General features: G+C 44.8%; 8 protein-coding genes and 1 pseudogene. 8 read left to right on the plus strand and 1 reads right to left on the minus strand.

Translation table 11 applies throughout. The features are described 5' to 3' along the window. Nucleotides 1-361: 361 nt before the first annotated feature. From AAFN83_RS00770 to AAFN83_RS00780, 3 genes and pseudogenes are all read left to right on the plus strand, one after another. Nucleotides 362-9,580, plus strand: a complete 9,219-nt coding sequence (locus AAFN83_RS00770) for an RHS repeat-associated core domain-containing protein (RefSeq protein ID WP_347766410.1) — start codon at nt 362-364, stop codon at nt 9,578-9,580. 14 nt (nt 9,581-9,594) lie between these two features. Beyond that, on the plus strand, nt 9,595-9,837 hold the full coding sequence (locus tag AAFN83_RS00775) for a hypothetical protein (RefSeq protein ID WP_347766411.1): 243 nt from the start codon (nt 9,595-9,597) through the stop codon (nt 9,835-9,837). 455 nt (nt 9,838-10,292) lie between these two features. After that, nucleotides 10,293-11,200 (plus strand): annotated as a pseudogene (locus AAFN83_RS00780) (ISL3 family transposase). On the opposite strand, the gene AAFN83_RS00785 reads toward AAFN83_RS00780, so the two are convergent. Then, entirely contained in the window at nt 11,197-12,201 is a 1,005-nt protein-coding gene (locus AAFN83_RS00785; RefSeq protein ID WP_347766413.1) for a transposase, read from the minus strand. The pseudogene AAFN83_RS00780 and the gene AAFN83_RS00785 overlap by 4 nt on opposite strands. Nucleotides 12,202-12,327: 126 nt before the next feature. On the opposite strand from AAFN83_RS00785, the gene AAFN83_RS00790 reads away from it, so the two are divergent. From AAFN83_RS00790 to AAFN83_RS00810, 5 genes are all read left to right on the plus strand, one after another. Then, on the plus strand, nt 12,328-12,507 hold the full coding sequence (locus AAFN83_RS00790; RefSeq protein ID WP_347767344.1) for a transposase: 180 nt from the start codon (nt 12,328-12,330) through the stop codon (nt 12,505-12,507). 220 nt (nt 12,508-12,727) lie between these two features. Further along, nucleotides 12,728-13,540, plus strand: a complete 813-nt coding sequence (locus AAFN83_RS00795; RefSeq protein ID WP_347766414.1) for a hypothetical protein — start codon at nt 12,728-12,730, stop codon at nt 13,538-13,540. 139 nt (nt 13,541-13,679) lie between these two features. Continuing rightward, nucleotides 13,680-14,279 (plus strand): hypothetical protein, encoded by a 600-nt coding sequence (locus AAFN83_RS00800; protein WP_347766415.1) that lies wholly within the window; start codon nt 13,680-13,682, stop codon nt 14,277-14,279. A 72-nt stretch (nt 14,280-14,351) separates the two neighbouring features. Then, nucleotides 14,352-14,753, plus strand: coding sequence for a hypothetical protein (locus AAFN83_RS00805; RefSeq protein WP_347766416.1), 402 nt, complete (start codon nt 14,352-14,354; stop codon nt 14,751-14,753). Beyond that, a complete protein-coding gene (locus tag AAFN83_RS00810) occupies nt 14,731-18,381 on the plus strand; it encodes an RHS repeat-associated core domain-containing protein (RefSeq protein ID WP_347766417.1) in 3,651 nt (1,216 codons plus the stop codon). The genes AAFN83_RS00805 and AAFN83_RS00810 overlap by 23 nt, the downstream gene beginning before the upstream one ends. Nucleotides 18,382-18,383: the final 2 nt, after the last annotated feature.

The raw sequence follows: 18,383 nt of genomic DNA on the forward strand, positions 1-18,383 counted from the left end.
TCCGGTCTATTTGAGAACCACGGTTACCGAAGAAGAGATCAGTCCGCAAAGCGGCTCTCTCTCAATTGTTCAGACTGACTACGTGCTTCCGGGTCGTAACGGACTTGATTTGGAACTGAAGAGAATCTATAAGAACGATTCGGCTAACGTTCAAGAGATGAACGTGAAGTATGTGGATGGGGCTTGGGTTGATTACGTTCACTCGGATGCTGTCACTTCTTCCTTTGCCGAAGATCGTTACAACCTGGGGATCGGCATGAGATTTTCCTTTCCCAATATGGAAATTCGCAATAATGGGGATGGAACGAGCTACAAATTCCTACATACCGAAAGCGGGGACATCTATACCCTTCGGGAGCACTTGGAAAAAGGCGAACGGTACTTTCTACCGGAAGGACAAACGGTCAAGGATGTTGTCGTGAAGCGGTCGACCGAGTACTCTAACGGTCAAACAGACGGTACGTCAGCCTATATCATGACAGGAAAAGACGGCAAGAAGACGTACTTTGCGGAGGATGGCCGAATTCTGGGCATTGTCGACCGCTATGGCAATCAAATCATGTTTGAGTATTCCTCCTTGAACTACACCACCGATGGACAGTATGTTACCAAGCGGCTCATCTCGAAGATTACGGATTCGATTGGGCGCGTGGTTACGATGGAGTACCCGGAGGATCACTCGTTTAAGGTTGGTCCCATCACAGCGAGCTCTTACACTGCTGATAATTATTACCTGGCTTCTCAGAATCCCAACAATACCGATTCGGGGGACCTGCAAGGGAAATTCCAGGTGATTATCCACCTCCCCGATAACAAGACGATTGTCTATGATAAATCCGCCGTTCTGGTTACTCCATCCAAACAAGTTGTTCGGACCCGGATGCAGCGGGTTTATGGAACGGATCAAAAACCGAAATATCACTTTTGGTATGAGCAGCCGGATCTCGGGTTCACCTTCTCGAACGGGAAGAATTATTCGGCTTACAATCGATATGAGAATCTGGTTCAGATCAGTGACGTAGCACAGAATCGTATGAAGCGTTACACCTACAACTCTTATACCAAGGGCCTAAGCGAAGGCAGCATGCAGTATCGGAAAATCTTCGAGCGTCAGGATGTCATCAAGCAGGGGTATGATCCGGCTGCTTCGAACTTTTTAGAGCGCTTCAAGACGGACGTGAAAGAGAAGGATACCTATGCCTACACCAATGAGGCAGACGGATACGGAGTTACGGGCTACAAAGAATCCGACGAAGCGTATCTTAAAGACAGCTATCGCTACACTACGCTCATCACGGATTCCGGGGGAAGCACAACCCAGTACACCTTTAACGGAAAACATGAAATGATCGTTACCGAGAAACAAGGGAAGAACCATCGACAAGTCATGACCAACGAACATGATGAGATGAAGTTGGTCAAGAAGCAAGAAACCGATGATTACGCAGTTGTCGATGGGAAATCGGTTGGAGAACCGGTTAAGAAGATCACCAACTACCGCTATGACGAGTACGGGAACTTGACCAATTATGTGGGGCCTGAAGCGGAGCGGGATGACAAGGGGAACCCGATCAACAACGAGCACCTGGTGGTTTACTCGTATGCGTATGATAAATTCCATGCTTTGTCCCAGAAGGTTTGGAAGCAGGATGCGAAGACAACTCGACAAATTCAATATGATCTTGATGCCAAGGGGGATATCCTGAGCGAGAAGAAATCCACCTCGGATTCGGAACATCCTTGGGATATCACGGATTACGCCTACGACACGTATGGGAATACCGTGCGGAAGACGGTCCATAGCGATCAGGAACGGACGACCTACTATGAGTATGGGCGAGATGCTAATGGAGCAGATACTCAAGGCGCCTATTTAACCAAATCCTATCAGATTATGGATGGCAAGGAGATTGCTCTAACCTATGCTTACGATATGAAGACGGGCAATTTGGTCTTCGAGACGGATGCGAAGGGAACGAAAACCGCTTACGAATACGATGCGTTGAGCCGAGTTACGAAGAGAATCATAGGGGATTCTAGAGTTCTTAGCTATCGGTATTTAGACAACTCCTATTCCAACTTCCAGATTGATTTTACGGACCCCAATGGAAACCAAAATCTTTATGAATATGACATAACAGGATCGTTGGTCAAGCAAAGCGTTCTTAACGAGGGGGCTTGGCATGTTACTCAAACCGTGGAGTACGATTCCTTCGGGAACATCACCAAGCTAACGGATGCCAACGGGCATAGCTGGCGATATGAATATGACAGCAGCAAACGCCTGATACGCAAGACGGCTTATGAGAACGACAAAGTGGCCAAAGGGACTCAAACCTTGGACTATCGGGTAGGCGTCGACAAGGCCATACCTTTGCAAGTCACGTTGACCGATGAAGAGGGGTATAGTCAAAAGCTCTCTTACGACATCCGAGAGCAGCTCGTTAAGCAAGAAGTTACCCCGGATCGAACCAAATTCTACACAACCCAATATGATTATGATTACGTTGGGAATCTTATCTCGAGCACGGATGCCAAGGGACATACCACCCGGCTTGAATACAACCATCAAGGGAAAGTAATCAAGGAGACAGACGCTCTCGGGTATGTAACCACGCGAACTTATAATACGGAAGGGAATCCGCTGCTTATTCAAGAAGCAACGGGCAAGATCACAGAGTATGGATACGATACGCTGGGACGACAAACCTCTCAGAAGCTGTATCAACAGGGAACGAACGATTATTTCTACTCAAACGCAACTTATGATGCCGTAGGCAATGTCACGCTCAAGACGGAAGGTGCCTATACGGACGGGAAGCGCCAAGATTCTTCTCGAATTGCTTATGCCTATAATGCATGGGGCCAACTAACCGATGCCTATCCGGCCGTCACCGAAACCGTATCCGGCCATACTCAATTTGAGAATGACAAGAATGGGAATGTGATCAAATCCGTTGATTATGCCGATACCACCGGTACTCTTAAGCATGTGAAGGAATGGGAATACAACTCCAATAACAAACCCGTTCGGCAAAAGGAATCGTTACAGGAGATTCGGGATGGAAAGACGGTTCTTCGCGGATCAAGTGAAGTGAAGTGGAGTTATGACTACGCGGGCAATCTCCTCAGCGAGCAACTCTATAATGGTTCCGGTTATGACACGACTTCGTACACGTACAACCATAAGAACCAGATCCTGACCAAGACGGCCCCTTTCCATGACAAAGAGGTACGTCGAACCACTTATGCATATGACAAGGTTGGAAACGTGACGGCAGAAACCAAACTTATTACGGGTGCTGAGGCTACCACAACCTACATCTACGATGGGCTTGGCAAGAAAACGGGAGAAGTTGACCCTATGGGCAACCTAACCCGTTACGAGTATGATGCGAAGGGCAATCTGACCAAAGCTGTCGATCCTCGGTATTTCGATCTGCCACTAGCCTCCGCACCTGGTATGGTGAATGAATACGATGATCTGGACCGATTGGTGAAGACATATGCCTTTGACGGCCAGAAGCAGCAGATCATTCAATACCTGGAGTATGCGGGAAATCGTAAACTTGTGCGAAAAAAGGTTGAAGGAACCGGCTACAACGCCAAGACACCTGAGAAATCGATAGGGATGGAATATGAATACAACGTACTGGATAAGCCGGTTCGGGTCGTATCTGCGCGATTGTCCAATTGGAACGATCAAAAGGGGACGAATCGGACTTCCAAGCTATTCACCTATGACGGTTCAGGTAATGTTCTAACAGAAACCGATGCGTTAGATCGACTGAAGGAGTACCGCTACAATCTTCAAGGCAAGGTTACTCAGATTCTTCATGCAGACGGATCAATGGAGAAGAATGAATATGATCTAACCGGTAATCTTTATCTCGTCGCAACAGATAAAGCGGGATATAAAACGTACGAGTACCGGACATTGGGTGGAAAACCATACCGGAAGGTATACCCTGATGGCACACAAGAAACATTCCGTTACTCGGTGAAAAATGAACTGTTGGAGCAAGTCGATCCATTGGGACAGTCCACGTTCTTCACCTACGATTCGGCTGGGAATGTCGTGATGCAAAAACGATTTATCCAAACCGACGGCAATCGTAACGATTATAAAGGGGTAGAGTTCCAATATAACGAAACGGGTAAAATGCTGTCGCAAGAAACGCTGCTCATAACGGAAATGGTCAGCAGCGGAAAGCAAGTGAGTCGAACATCGGCCCAGGATCTTGTAGAGAATACGTATGACAAGGCAGGCAGATTAATCCGGTCCAAGGGGCTTGCGGGTAAAGAGGTTAAACGTGAATATGACCGCGCGGGAAACTTGATTACCGAGCTATACAAAGTAAGCTCCAATGAGTATGCAGTCACCCGAATGGAGTACGATGAACGCTCTCGGCTCATGAGGAAATCCCTTCTGGTGAAGACATCAGACATTGGACCGGATTATTTGGCCAAAGCAACCTTCGATTCGGAGTATGCGGATCGTGTGCTTGTGTCCACTCAATATCGATATGATGATAGCAATCGAGTAATAGATGAAATTGACCCTATGGGCTTTCACTCTCGATATGAATACGATGATGACGGTAATCGAATCAAGAAAGTGGATCCTCTTGGCGGCACAATCCAGTATGAATATGATGATGTAGGCAATTTGATTCGAGAAACCAATGCTCGTCATCTCGCAACACAGTACGAATACGATGACATGAATCAGCTCATTCGCAAGACAGCTGCCTCTTCTGATGGTAGTCCAGCAACAACGCGATATGTCTATGACGCAATGGGTAATTTGATTCGTGAGATTGCTCCAAACCAATACGATAAAGACAAAGATCTTTCGGGGCAATGGAAAGCGATGTCGGGAACTTCCTACCTCTATGATCGGATGAATCGGCAAACGGCGGTCTTCGCGCCGGATGGAACAGGAACTCGTTACATCGCTTATGACGCAGCAGGGCGGATCGTGAAGGAAGCAAACGGGATCCAATTCCATGAGCAACTGAATACCTCTCCGGGCTTGGTTTATTCCTATAATGGGTTGGATCAAGTCATCCAGCAAACCGATGCCTTGGGCCATGTGACCAAGATGGAATACAACGTGTTGGGTCATCTGGTGAAGCAGGTGGACGCCCGTGGTTCGGAGACGAAGTACGAATCCCAGCCTGACGGTGCCTTGCTTCACGTTTCTTACGCAGATGGCGGTACCACCAGCTATACGTATGATCAATTGGGCAATCGATTGACCGAGACTGATTCCCTGGGGAACACGACAACCTATTCGTATAACGCATTTGGAAAAGAGAAGAGCCGTAAGGATGCCCTCGGAGCAAGCATCGAGTATCGGTATGACTTAAATGGAAATGTCGTATCCGAGAAAGACAAACGGGGGTATAGCACCCTGTTTACGTATGATGGGAACGGCCGCCTCTCAGAGAAGAGGATTCCCTTCCAATTGGATGCTAGCAAGAACATCATCTATACCATAGAGACCTATCAGTATGATGAGAACGGCAATATTCTACAAAAGGCTGTTCGCGGGTCACGTGATGATGAGCCATTGCTGACGACCTCTTACACTTACTTTGACAATGATCTTGTCAAGTCGGAAGCTGATAGTAGTGGAGCAAATACTCAATTCGAGTATGACAAGAATGGGAACTTGATTCGAACGACCCGTTTGCGAGATTCGCAGTCGTCTGATGTGCAAGGGTATGAGTACGACAGCCAGAATCGATTGGCCAAGAGTATACGTTTTTTAGATGAACAGGATGTTGAATCTGTGGTGAAGCTTCCCAATATCTCCGCTCTTCGAGATCCTGAGCAGCCCGGGAAGATCCGTCAAATCACAGGTTATTCGTATGACGCGATGGGGAATATGATTCAAGAGATAGACCCAAGAGCGTATGGTTATCCCTCGTCTGATGATAAGGCGGTATCGCGCTATACGATTACTTATTCATATGATTTATTGGGTCAGCTTGAAACTGCCTCTCGAATGGTCAAGGAACAAGAGCTCGTCCAACAGTATACTTATGATGCCAATGGGAATAAGCTGTCTTCGCAAGACGAACGCGGGAATCAGACACGCTATTCGTATGACTCGCTAAACAGGCTCATCACCACAACCGATGCAGCCAACCGGACCTTAACAAGGAAGTATGACAAATCAGGGAATAAGATAGCTGAAACCAATGCCAAAGGCGATTCTATCACGTATACCTATGATCCCTTGAATCGCTTATCTCTTACCCTCGATCCGCACGAAACGGTCATCTCGAAGAACATCTATGATGCTAATGGCAATGTGATCAAGAAGATTGATGCGGAGGGCTACGCATCAGCTAGTACGGATGAGAAGAGATACGGGACCGAGTACACCTATAATCTGAACAATCAAATGGTAACAATAACAGACCCTGTGACGATGGAACAGACGCGTGGAAAAGGAGTTAGCGTTCGCTATGCTTATGATGCATTAGGGCGTGTCGTTCGAGAGGAGGACGCACTTGGCAATAGCAAAAGATATGTGTATGACGCCGCCGGGCGTGTAACCAAAGTAACGGAACCATCTGGATCCGAATTTTCTTATGAGTATGACCGAGTGGGCAATAAGACATCGATGAAGGATGGGAGAGGTAAGCTCACTCAATACGAATACGGCTCATTTGGTTTGCTTCGGAAGGTAACGGATGCAGCAAATACCTCCGAACAGTATACCTATGACTTAGCTATGAATCGTCAGGTAATGACGGATCGATTGGGTCACCATACCGTTTCTGTCTATGATGCAAGGAATCTATTGCTGGAGACGCGCGTAACCGAGACAGGCGACCAGATCCAGTATGACTACGACCAGGTTGGGAACCGGGTAAAGATGACGGATGAGAGCGGAACAAGAACGTATGCATGGAACCCGCTCAATCAACTGCTCAACGTTCAACAGGATGGCAAGTCCGAAGTGGACTATACCTATGATGAGGTTGGAAACATCCAATCGGTGACGGATAGACTTGGTAACAAAACGGTCTATGCTTACGACATGTCGAACCGAATGGTCGAAGTAACATATGGAGATGCGTCTGTTCGCTATGCATATGACAAGAATGGCAATCGAACCACGGTAACCCATAGTGGGGGAGTTAAGGAGCAGTTTCGCTTTGATAAGAACAATCGCCTTACGGTCCTAACGAATCAGCGCCCAGATGGTAGTGTGATTTCTAGCTATACTTACACCTATGACGCAAACGGACGTCAATCCTCACGGAAAGATGACTACGGAACAACCACTTACACCTACGATGAGGATGGCCGGATCACTCGGGTCGTTACACCTGGTAAGACAACCGTATACGCCTATGACGGTTCCAACAATCGGTTATCTATGCAAGAGACCTATGCTTCGGAGCAGCCGATTACGGAATTGAATGACCAGGATGGAAAGTCAGCCGACTATCGGGTCAAGAAGAGCGACTATGTGTATTCGGACGCCAGCGAATTGCTGCAAGTGGAAGAGCGGATGCTGGATGCCAATGGGCAAGAGCGACTGCGAAAGACGCTGTCCTATCTGTATGACGCGAATGGCAACCAGGTTAGCCAACGAACCAGCTATCTTCAACCAAGCCAAGCAGGCCTGCGTCCTTCTACGGGAGGATCGGCCTATGGGGAGACTGGAGAAATTGCGTCTCTGATTGAGAAGGTATCGTACACCTATGACGGTTTCAATCGGATGAAGAGCACGGTGAAGGTGAAGAACGGCAACCGCGTTACGGTGGACTATCGTTATGATGGAGAGGGATTACGCCGGGAAAAAACCATTCGCAGTTCCAAAGATGGCTACCAAGCAAAGATCACGAAGATCGTCTATGATCGGCAGTATGTCATCCTCGAAACCGATGGAAGCGGGAAGCTGAGCAATCGCTACATTCGGGGAGTTAACTATGTTGCTCATATCGGAGTAGACGGGCAAGCGAAGGACTACTTATACAATGGCCATGGAGACGTCGTCCAGACGGTGACAGAATCCGGAGAAGTTCAAAACCGGTACGACTACGACATTTTCGGCAATCCGACCCTCAGCATCGAGGTGCATGAGGAAGCAATCCGCTATGCCGGTGAGTTCTACGATGGAGAAACAGGCTTGTATTACCTGCGTGCACGTTATTATGATCCTGCCATTGGCCGATTCATCACCAAGGACAGCTACTGGGGAGAAGAGAAGAACCCGCTCAGCCTGAACCTCTACACCTATGCGCACAACGATCCCATTCGTTTTATCGACCCGACGGGGCATTGGGCCGAGGGCGACTCCAAGATGAACGTCGAGGCGCAAGCAAAAATTTTGGCATTAACAACGGCTTATTACAATGCTATTGATAATAAGGAAAGACTAGCAGTTCAGGAGCAAGCAAATGCTATTAGGAAGGACCCCAGTTCTTACCATAGCATAGTGACACCGCTGCAGTTTGACTCAAAAATTATTGAGAACACAGTTAAATATGCAAGTTCACAAAAACGTGGAATGACGAAGGAGGAATGGTATACTGCCCTTGAAAGAACCGGTATTATAGAGATTCCAGGCAAAGAAAGTGTACATAGATTAAACAGTTCAAAGTCAGCATTTGCTCGAACAACCAGCTTGGTTTTTGGCAAGAAGGATTCGGTTCGAACGGTAATTTCGGTCAACACAGGGTATACAATAAACAGGATTAAGAAGGATAAATATAAAGGTTTTGCAAGCATTGACGTCAGTTATGATTTAACACCACAGGAGGCAAAATTCATACAGTCAGTATCACTTGATAGAACCTATGAGCAAAATCTAGTCATTCTGATGACGTTAGAAAGAAACAACGGAAATATAACAAGGAAGCAATTAGAAGCCCTTGGAATCAAGGTGAAGAAAGGAGTTACGATCTTTGGGTTTCACCTCCCGGAATTGATGAGCGTGGAAGATACCTTTAAAATCCCCTATAATTTCAGCAAAGAGGGGAAGTCCACAGCAGATGCAAACTTAATCTATCAAATCGAAGAAGTGAACGAGCGATTAGCAGAAGCGTATGGATTGATGGCAACGAAGATGATATCCGGTGGGGCAAGAACTTCATCGAAACGAGGCAACCCCTTATTAACGGTAACCGAAGAGGTTGAATCGAGGCCAAATACTCGGCCTCCCGCTAAGGGGACGGGAAAAATTACAGGTTCTCTGAATGGTTTAACAGAAGCAGAAAAGAAAGTTGTAAATGATTTGACTGCAAGTGGTAAAAATGTTGAAATTATTCCAAAAGACCCAAATTCTAAAGTTAAAACACCTGATTTCAAAGTTGACGGAGTTAAAACAGAACTCAAGACTTTAGAAAACCCCAATGTTAACACGGGTATAACAAGGATACAAAAGGGATTGAAACAGGGGGCAGAAACGGTAATTATTGATGCAAGAGATTCAGGATTGACTACAAACCAAGCAAGGGAAATTATTACTCGTGCATCCGGGACATATCCTAACAAAACAATTCCGGGTAAGGTTGAAATTTGGACGAATGAAGGAATTATCACATATCCTTAAGAGGAGAGATGTCAATGGCAAGATTACAATGTAAATGTGGTGTCACACTTTCGAACTCAAACGCACCAAATGATGTAGAGTTAAGGGTTTATACGGATAGAGAATGGGATGATATTATTAATTTAGGAGATTCAATTGACCCAGTTACAATACCTTTTCCCCGATATGATGTTTGGAGATGCAACGAATGTGAAAGAATTTATGTATTCGATGGAGATATAGTAATAAAGACATATGTGTTAGAGAAGGATGAATAATTCAGTAAGGGCTACCCAGTGCCGAATGAATCCAGCATTCAACCAATAACACATATAACCCATGTAAATTGCCACAATGCGAGCTAGCCGCCGTGTTGTGGCATTTTTTTACTCATGGAACTATCGCAGTGGATATTTGGGACAGCCCCCACACAGTACCGAATGAACTACTATATCGAGTAAGTTTCATAATTCTAGAACCTTGCCATGACTGAGTTTTTTGAGCATAGAAAAAGGGCTTCGTCGCTCTATTGGATGGACGAAGATTAAAATAAAGAGAAAATGACCAAACTGTTCCTAAGAAGATTAATAGGAGCGGATGCGAAATGTGGACATCGAAAAACCGAGAAGAATACGTCATTAATGAAATGTTTAAAGTAGCCCTGCAGGTCGAAGCGCCATGGGAGCTGAGAGAAATTTCGTTCGATGATCAAGAGCAGGCCTGGCATCTGTTTATGGATTTTGAACGTGGTGCTGAATTCGCTTGTCCTGTATGCGGAAAAGCAGCTAAAGCCCACGATGCTCAGTTCAAAGAGTGGCGTCATCTGGATTTCTGGGAATGGAAAACGTTTATGCATGTGCGTGTTCCCCGAGTACGCTGTCATTCCTGCAACAAAGTGACACAAGTTCCGGTCAAGTGGTCACGGGTGGCTTCTCACTTCACCTTGGCTTTTGAGTCCTGGGCGATGCGGCTGATGGCCGAGATGCCTGTCAACGCTGCTGCACGCGAATTGCGAGAACATGATACGCGCATGTGGCGTATTTTTCATCATTACGTGGATGAAGCGATGGCATCGTTGGAGTTAACCAGCGTCAAACGAATTGCCATCGATGAAACCTCGTCCAGACGCGGTCATCGCTATATCACCTTATTTGTGGATGTTGACCGCAAAATCGTTTTGTTCGCAGTTGAAGGAAAAGGCAAGGACACGTTGGCACAATTCCGCCAGCACCTGGGTGACAAAGGAATTCCGGCTGAACAGATTGAAGAAGTGTGTTGCGACTTGTCTCCCGCGTTCATTCGAGGCATTGAGGAATCGTTTCCTCAAGCCGAGGTTACGTTTGACAATTCCACGTGATGAAGCTGGTGGGCGAAGCTGTGGACCAGGTCCGGATACAGGAACAAAAGCAAGCGCCAGAGCGAAAGAAGACCAAATACATTTGGCTGAAAAATGAGGATAAGCTAACATCCGATCAACGAGAAACGTTAGCACGTCTGAAGGATAGCCACCGGCAGACAGGAAGAGCCTACCGTTTAAAGCTGGCCCTGCAGGATCTGTGGCAAGTTCGGCATGTGTATGCCGATCTGTATTTGAAAGAGTGGCTAGTACACACTAGCGTAAAAGATCAAGCAAACGACTAGACCTTGAGTAAGTTACCGTCAAAGGTCCATTTAAACGGTTTGGCTAAATGAGTGTTATAGTAAAGGATAAACTGGGCGATGCGTGCTTCAGGCGCTTCTTTAGAAGAGAAACTGGATCGCTTGTTCAACAAGCGACGAACCAAAATGGAAAACCAGCATTCGATTTGATTGAGCCACGAACAGTGTTTAGGCGTGTAAACAAAGCGAACCGGGTGGGCAGGGTTCTCCAAAAACGCCTTGCGCGTCGCCATGCTCTTCAGGATGCCCGACTTCCCCTTGACGCCAAGCGTTTCTTCGTCCAGATCCAACTTGCCCTGCGCGATGACAAAACGGACCAAAGATTCAGATTGATGAGTGTTCAATTTGTCCGTAACAAAGATGTGCCGATCATCGGGATGGAGCATCACGACTTGACTAATATGTTGGACAAAATCCAGTTCCGTGCGGGTAGGCTGGATCAGCGGCGCTTCGACCTGCCCCGTAACGACATGCCGGGATGCGATTATGCCGGAAGTGCCGTGGCGCTCATACTCAAACTCCCGGCGCTCCACTTTCCCGGGAAGCATCGGCAAAGCTTCATGCTTGTGGGACAACGCTTGAATGCCCGTCATTTCGTCGCTAGAATGCACATGCGTACCGCTCTCGTACAAACGCGGAGCCGCATCGTACAATTCACAGACTTGCTGGACTTCTTTGTGAAAAGTTGCCTCATCCGTGATGTTCGGGTTCAGCCAATACCGACTCTGCCGCGGGTTTTCTTGTTCGATCCGATCCAATTCCGGTTTAGCGGCGATCCAACGGTTGCGCCACTTGGCGGCCGTATTCCGCTCGGTATCCATTTCCCGAGCGATTTCACTCGGCGTACGCCCTTCTCCGAGGCTGAGTAAGATCGTGGAACGCTGGATCATATGCAAGGGACTGTGGCTCCCATTTTTCATGGTTTCCAAGACCTGCTTTTGTTTCTCGGTAAAGGCGATCGTGTGTTTGATTCTTTTCCCCATGTGCTGGTTCTCCCGTTCACTGTTAATTATATCCAACATAACGGATTTGATCGACTCTGTCTATACTCGCTTAAATATTAATGCTACCGTGTACTAGGCTGGGCGGAGCGTTCTCAATTGGATCCGATGATAAAAGTAGCACAGACCGTCAAAAAGCACCAGTCCGGCATCCTTCGCTGGTTCACCAGTCGTCTCACCAATGGTTTACTTGAGGGGGATCAATGGTCTGGTTCAGGCAGCCAAACGCCGGGCAAGAGGTTACCGAAACGTCGACAATCTGATTGCCATGGTCTACATGACCGCTAACAAAACTAAGCTGCCAGCTCTCTGCGCACGAAGGAGCTAAGTCCGTTCCTTCCCTCCCCCTTTTATACCAATTGCTAAAGAAACTCTTAAATATGTACGTTTCTCTAAATCTCTATTTGTAGTCCTTTCCCATCCAATAGAGCGAAGAGCCGAACTTATCTTTGGCAAAAGTATTTAAAGTATGCCTTTCTTCTAAACAATTACACTGGAGGTGAATTGAATGATTTTCAAAATGAGGAATCATAGTCAGAATGACAATGATATATATTTCCTTGAGGTTGTATCAAATAAAATAGTTGTTAATAATAACTATGACGGCATCCAAATATTTGATAACGATCTCAAGTTAATTTCAAAAGTTAATATTTTGGATGAATTGACAATATATTCTTCTTTTAACAATTACGAAAATGAGGAGATATTACTATTTTGTCCAGAAAATGAGTTTATAGTCTATATAGACCTTAACACATGTGATTATAAAATAATTTATCTAAAAGATGATTTGAAAAATGTAGTTTTTTCTTCTATATATAGTTGGTCTGGGAATAATATTATTTTATCAACATATAAGGGGGAGTTCTATAATGTTTCAATAGAAGAGAATACTATTAAATTGCTTGATTGTAATGAAGTAGACAAGTTATATCCAACGTTATATAAATTTTATCAGAGGTTATCGCAGTATAAGGTTATAAATATTCATCAGAATGAGTATATAGCCATTATACAAGATGAAAATAATGATATTGCTGTATTTAACTATTATGACCAGACTAAACAGAATCTTAAAATGCTTGTTTCCAAATTCGTTAATATTGAATTTATTGGAAGAACTTTCGCTGTTGTTAATGAAGAGGAAATAAAAGTAGAAACAGATTACAACGAGGAATCACTGATTCCTAATGAAAAATTTACTTTTCTGAGGGCAAGATTTTTTTGGAACATGAATGATATTTTTCTTGTCACTCTAAGTAGTAGTAAATCGAATGACAACCATTCTAATATTGATATTTATAAATTAAGCAAATGATTTACATAATAGGTTCACTTAGTTTAGAGGTGAGAGACGGGAGATTCCAAATGACGGTAGTTACAAAACAACAAATGGAGAAAACATTGAATTGGAAAATTTGGGCCAATATGCCATAATAAAGAAATGAGGTTATGAGATGAAACTATCGGTTGATATTCACAAGGAGGAATTTGATAGTGTTGTGGGAACGGATATAGAGGTTATTTCAACCATTTTCTTAAATTTTCCAAGTGATATTAATGGAGTTTATGAATTTGAATTGATGAACTCCGTGATAAACCTCGATAGCTTTAGGGATCAGATGGAAGAGCAAGGTTTTCAAATAAAGGATAGTTCACTTTTTGTCTTCGGGAAAATGAAAATTCGAATAGAGGGGGTTAAAGGGGCAGATTTTAAGTTTATTGAAGGAGATTACCGAATAGGACGTAAACAATATCATACTTGGCCATATACCCTAGAAAAAGGTGATATAGTTTGCATGTGCGGAGGAAATCTTTCATTTCTTGCTGGATACTATGCATCAGTAATTATAGTGGCCGAAGGTAATCATAGGGTCACTTTGACGTTTGACACGGACGAAGCTTTGCCAATTGATATTTTTAACAAGGATAGTACAACACGGGCGCATTCAAAAGTGATTGAATATGAGCACACAATTTCTCCAGGAAAAATGTTTAATTTTGAAATTTTTCAAGAATACCTATCAGCAGGTAGAAAAGTGATCAAAAACGAATAGTTCTTTTATGACCCGGAACCTTGGTTGGCTTTTGCCCACTCCAAGGGTTCTTTTGTGGTAGGAGTGATATTATTGGTTTCAGTCAATCCCTATTTTATTAGTGATTTATTAAGCCCAATTACTGGACTTGCCGATGATGATGAGGCAGTAGAGAAGTACAGAGACATTGATACTTCTGTTGATAATCACTATAGAGAAATCATAAGGTTGGAAATCAAAACATATTATGATTGCTTAAGTAATGAGAATAAAGAGAAGGTAAAAGGAGCATTAAATTATTATTTGTCAACTTCTGAAATAGATTTTGAGAGGGTATTTGAATCTTGCCTTCCTCCATTCGATCCACCAAAAGACGCTAGGAATTTCTTCATTTGGGTATGGGAAGAATTGTTCGAAGGAGAAAACTATAAGATAACTAATAAAGCAGAATATGTTATCAATTCAGATGTAAATGAACCTAATCGCCCTAGTTGATTTAATTAAAGCTTTTGTCAACCTTGATTGGCTTCGTGCCTTTCAAGGTTTTTTCCATGGTAGGGCTACCCAATGCCGAAGAGCGCAGCAGTTCGGTTATGACGAGATAGGAAATAGGGTTTCCGCTAAGGATGAAAGGGGTTATCTTACCCGTTACGCTTACGATTCAATGAATCGGTTAACGGGAACGACGGATGCATCCAATCATACATTCACTAGAAAGTATGACAAGGGTGGAAACAAGGTTGCGGATATCAATGCTAAGGGCGATCAAATCACTTACATCTACGACAAGCTTAACCGGCTGTCCCTTACGTTAGATCCCTATCAGGTTACGATTTCAAAGAACATCTATGATGCGAATGGCAACGTGACGAAATTGATCGATGCAAAAGGCTATGCCTCAGCAAATTCCGATGAAGAGCGGTACGGAACCTTGTTCACGTATAATCTGGCTAATAATTTGCTTACAAAGTCAGACCCCGAGACATTGGAGCGGACGCAAGGAAAAGGGATTTCAACGCGATACACCTATGATAGCTTAGGACGAGTTGTTAAACAGACTGACGCCCTTGGTAATTCAACAGGGTATCAATATGATCCAGATGGCAAACTAACGAAGGTAACAGATCCATCGGGAACAGAAGTTAGCTATGAATATGACAGGATAGGCAATAAGATTTCGATGACAGATGGGCGTGATAAAGTTACCCAGTATGAGTACGGTTCGTTTGGTTTATTGCGAAAAGTAACGGATGCCGTGAATACTTCCGATCGATATGGGTACGACTTGTCTATGAATAGACGGATGATGATCGACCGACTGGGAAATCATACGGTTTTTACTTACAACGCCCGAAATTTGATTCTCGAAAAGAGGGTAGTCGAGACCGGTGACCGAATCCAATTCGAGTATGATGAGGTAGGGAATCGGGTCAAGATGACCGATGAAAGCGGGACGCGGTCCTTTGTTTACGATTCGCTCAATCAATTGTTCCAGATCTGGAAGAACGCAAAGATAGAGGTGGAATATTCATACGATACAATAGGGAATGTAGAGTCCGTCTCAGATGCACTTGGTAACAAAACAACCTATAGTTATGACAAATCCAGTAGAATGTTGGATGCAACAAGTGGAGAGGTAGCGGTTCGCTATACGTATGACAAGAATGGAAACCGGACAACGGCAGTACATGGCGGTGGAGTTAGAGAAAACTTCTCCTTTGACAAAAACAATCGCCTTGTCAATTTAACGAACAAGCGTCCAAACGGCAATATCATTTCAAGTTATGTTTATACGTATGATGCGAATGGTCGACAAATTTCCAAGAAGGATGATTATGGAACGACCACTTATTCTTATGATGAGGAAGGGCGGATTTCCCGAGTAGTAACACCGGGCAAGACCACGGTATACTCGTATGATGGCTCGGGTAATCGCTTGTCGATGCAGGAAACGTATGCATCAGAACAACCAATAGAAGAATCGGTTCTGTTTGATGGGCAGGCAGCTTCCTATCTTCTGAAGAAAAGTGACTATGTTTATTCGGATGTAAGCCAATTGCTCCAATTGGAAGAACGGATGGTAGATGCAAAGGGACAAGAGATTCTGAAGAAGACGACTGTCTACTTGTATGATGCAAACGGCAATCAGATCAGTCAAAAGGCAAGCTATCTTAGACCAAGTCAATCCGGGAAACGGCCAACAACCGGAGGATCGATTTATGGTGAGACGGGTGAAATCAATACCGTCATCGAGAAAGTGACCCAGGCCTATGATGGCTTTAATCGACTGAAGAGCACGGTAAAGGTGAAAGGCGGCAATCGAGTTACGGTTGAGTATCAGTATGACGGGGATGGGCTGCGTCGTGGAAAGACGGTCAGCAACTCCAAGGACGGATACCAAGCGAAAGCAACTCAATTTGTGTATGACCGCGACCATGTTATTCTCGAAACGGATGCAAGCGGCAAGCTCACTCACCGGTATATCAGGGGGATCAAATACCTTGCTCATACGGAAGCGGATGGGAAAGCCAATGAATATCTGTACAATGGCCATGGAGATGTGGTACAAACCATAACAAAGGAAGGCGAGGTTCAGAATCGGTACGATTATGACATCTTTGGAAATCCGACACTGAGCATCGAATCACATACAGAGGCCATTCGTTATGCAGGAGAGTATTACGATGTGGAGTCGGGGCTGTACTACTTAAGGGCTCGGTACTACAACCCGTATATTGGGCGCTTTATCACGAAGGATAGCTATTGGGGTGAGGATAACAACCCGCTGAGCTTGAATCTGTACACCTATTCGCATAATGATCCGATTCGCTTCATTGACCCCACAGGACATCGAGCGATGGAGGAAAGCGGCAGTTATGGGGGAGGATCAACCAAGAAAGCAACACCAACACCTCAGAAACCGGCCACCAAGGCAGCACAGCCAACGAAACCGTCACCTCAGCAATTTCAAACGAAGATTATTACGAATATGACTACCTTTAGTAAGGATCCCAAAAAGGGAGCAGCACAAGTTGTTGTACACCAGCAACAAAAGCCCCCTACGCCTCAAAAGGCTGCGCCGAAAACGAATACCAATGCGCAAACGAAATCGAATGGGAAAAGCAATACACCGACAAACCAAGCTCATAGTCAAAGCAAAGGGTCAATCCCTCCACCACCACAGGCTAACAAACTAAATACTGTGAAGGGAACTGCTACATCATTACTTGATACAGCAAAAAAAGAACTGAGCAACATAGACAAGGATATAAAGAATGACAAGGGACCGGGTAAACTGGTTAATCTAGTTGTTGGTATTGGCCTGGGAATCCTTTCCTTTGGTGATTCAGCAGCTGAAGGTATCCGAGGTATTGTGGATGATCCTATGCAGGCAGGAAAGGGTCTACTAACGGCGGTAAGACATCCTGTTGAAACTACAAGAGCGATTAAGGATGGGGTGGTGAAAAGCTACAAAACAGAAGTAACAAGCGATGAAGCAACGAGCCGTACAAAGGCGAAATTTTTCACAGAAGTAGGATTAAATATCGCAACGGCAATAGATGGAGTAGGTGCCGTAAAAACGGGAATAACTTCGGCGAGAGGGGTCTTGAATGGAGGCAAGGCAGCGACGAAAGCAACAGAGAAGGCGGCATCCGTCACTGCAACAGAAGATCTGCTTACTATTGCAAAGCAAAATGGGAACATCAAGATGGACCCACATGAACTCCTCAGGCAGAATGGTATTCCTTCAACATTATCTGAAGCAGAAGTAAGAGCTGCAAATGCTGTGGATTTGAGGATGGAGTATAAGGGGACAGGAAAAGTTGTTGAGATCAATAATCCTGTACTAGATAGTGTTCGAACCGGAAGTGCACTGAAATTAGATGCTCAACATGCATTTAATAACATTATTGACAATTACGCTAGCTCCGCACAAAAATTTAATTTAGTTGGTGGGGATAAGGTCACAAGGGAACTTTATCAAATTGAAGGATCTTTTAATGGGAAAAAGGGCGTATTTGAATGGATTGTTGACCCTGACCCACTAAAGGGAGTAACCCACAGAAGATTTATTGGAGACGTGGGGGTAACTGGAAAACCAAATGCGATACCTAAGAGGTGATA

It is taken from the genome of Gorillibacterium sp. CAU 1737, assembly GCF_039888655.1.
GTDB lineage: Bacteria > Bacillota > Bacilli > Paenibacillales > NBRC-103111 > Gorillibacterium.

Excerpts from the sequence above, each read along its gene's own strand:
- AAFN83_RS00785 (WP_347766413.1), bottom strand. The coding sequence starts at position 12,201 with ATGGGGAAAAGAATCAAACACACGATCGCCTTTACCGAGAAACAAAAG.
- AAFN83_RS00795 (WP_347766414.1), top strand. The coding sequence starts at position 12,728 with ATGATTTTCAAAATGAGGAATCATAGTCAGAATGACAATGATATATAT.
- AAFN83_RS00775 (WP_347766411.1), top strand. The coding sequence starts at position 9,595 with ATGGCAAGATTACAATGTAAATGTGGTGTCACACTTTCGAACTCAAAC.
- AAFN83_RS00810 (WP_347766417.1), top strand. The coding sequence starts at position 14,731 with ATGAACCTAATCGCCCTAGTTGATTTAATTAAAGCTTTTGTCAACCTT.
- AAFN83_RS00800 (WP_347766415.1), top strand. The coding sequence starts at position 13,680 with ATGAAACTATCGGTTGATATTCACAAGGAGGAATTTGATAGTGTTGTG.
- AAFN83_RS00790 (WP_347767344.1), top strand. The coding sequence starts at position 12,328 with ATGATAAAAGTAGCACAGACCGTCAAAAAGCACCAGTCCGGCATCCTT.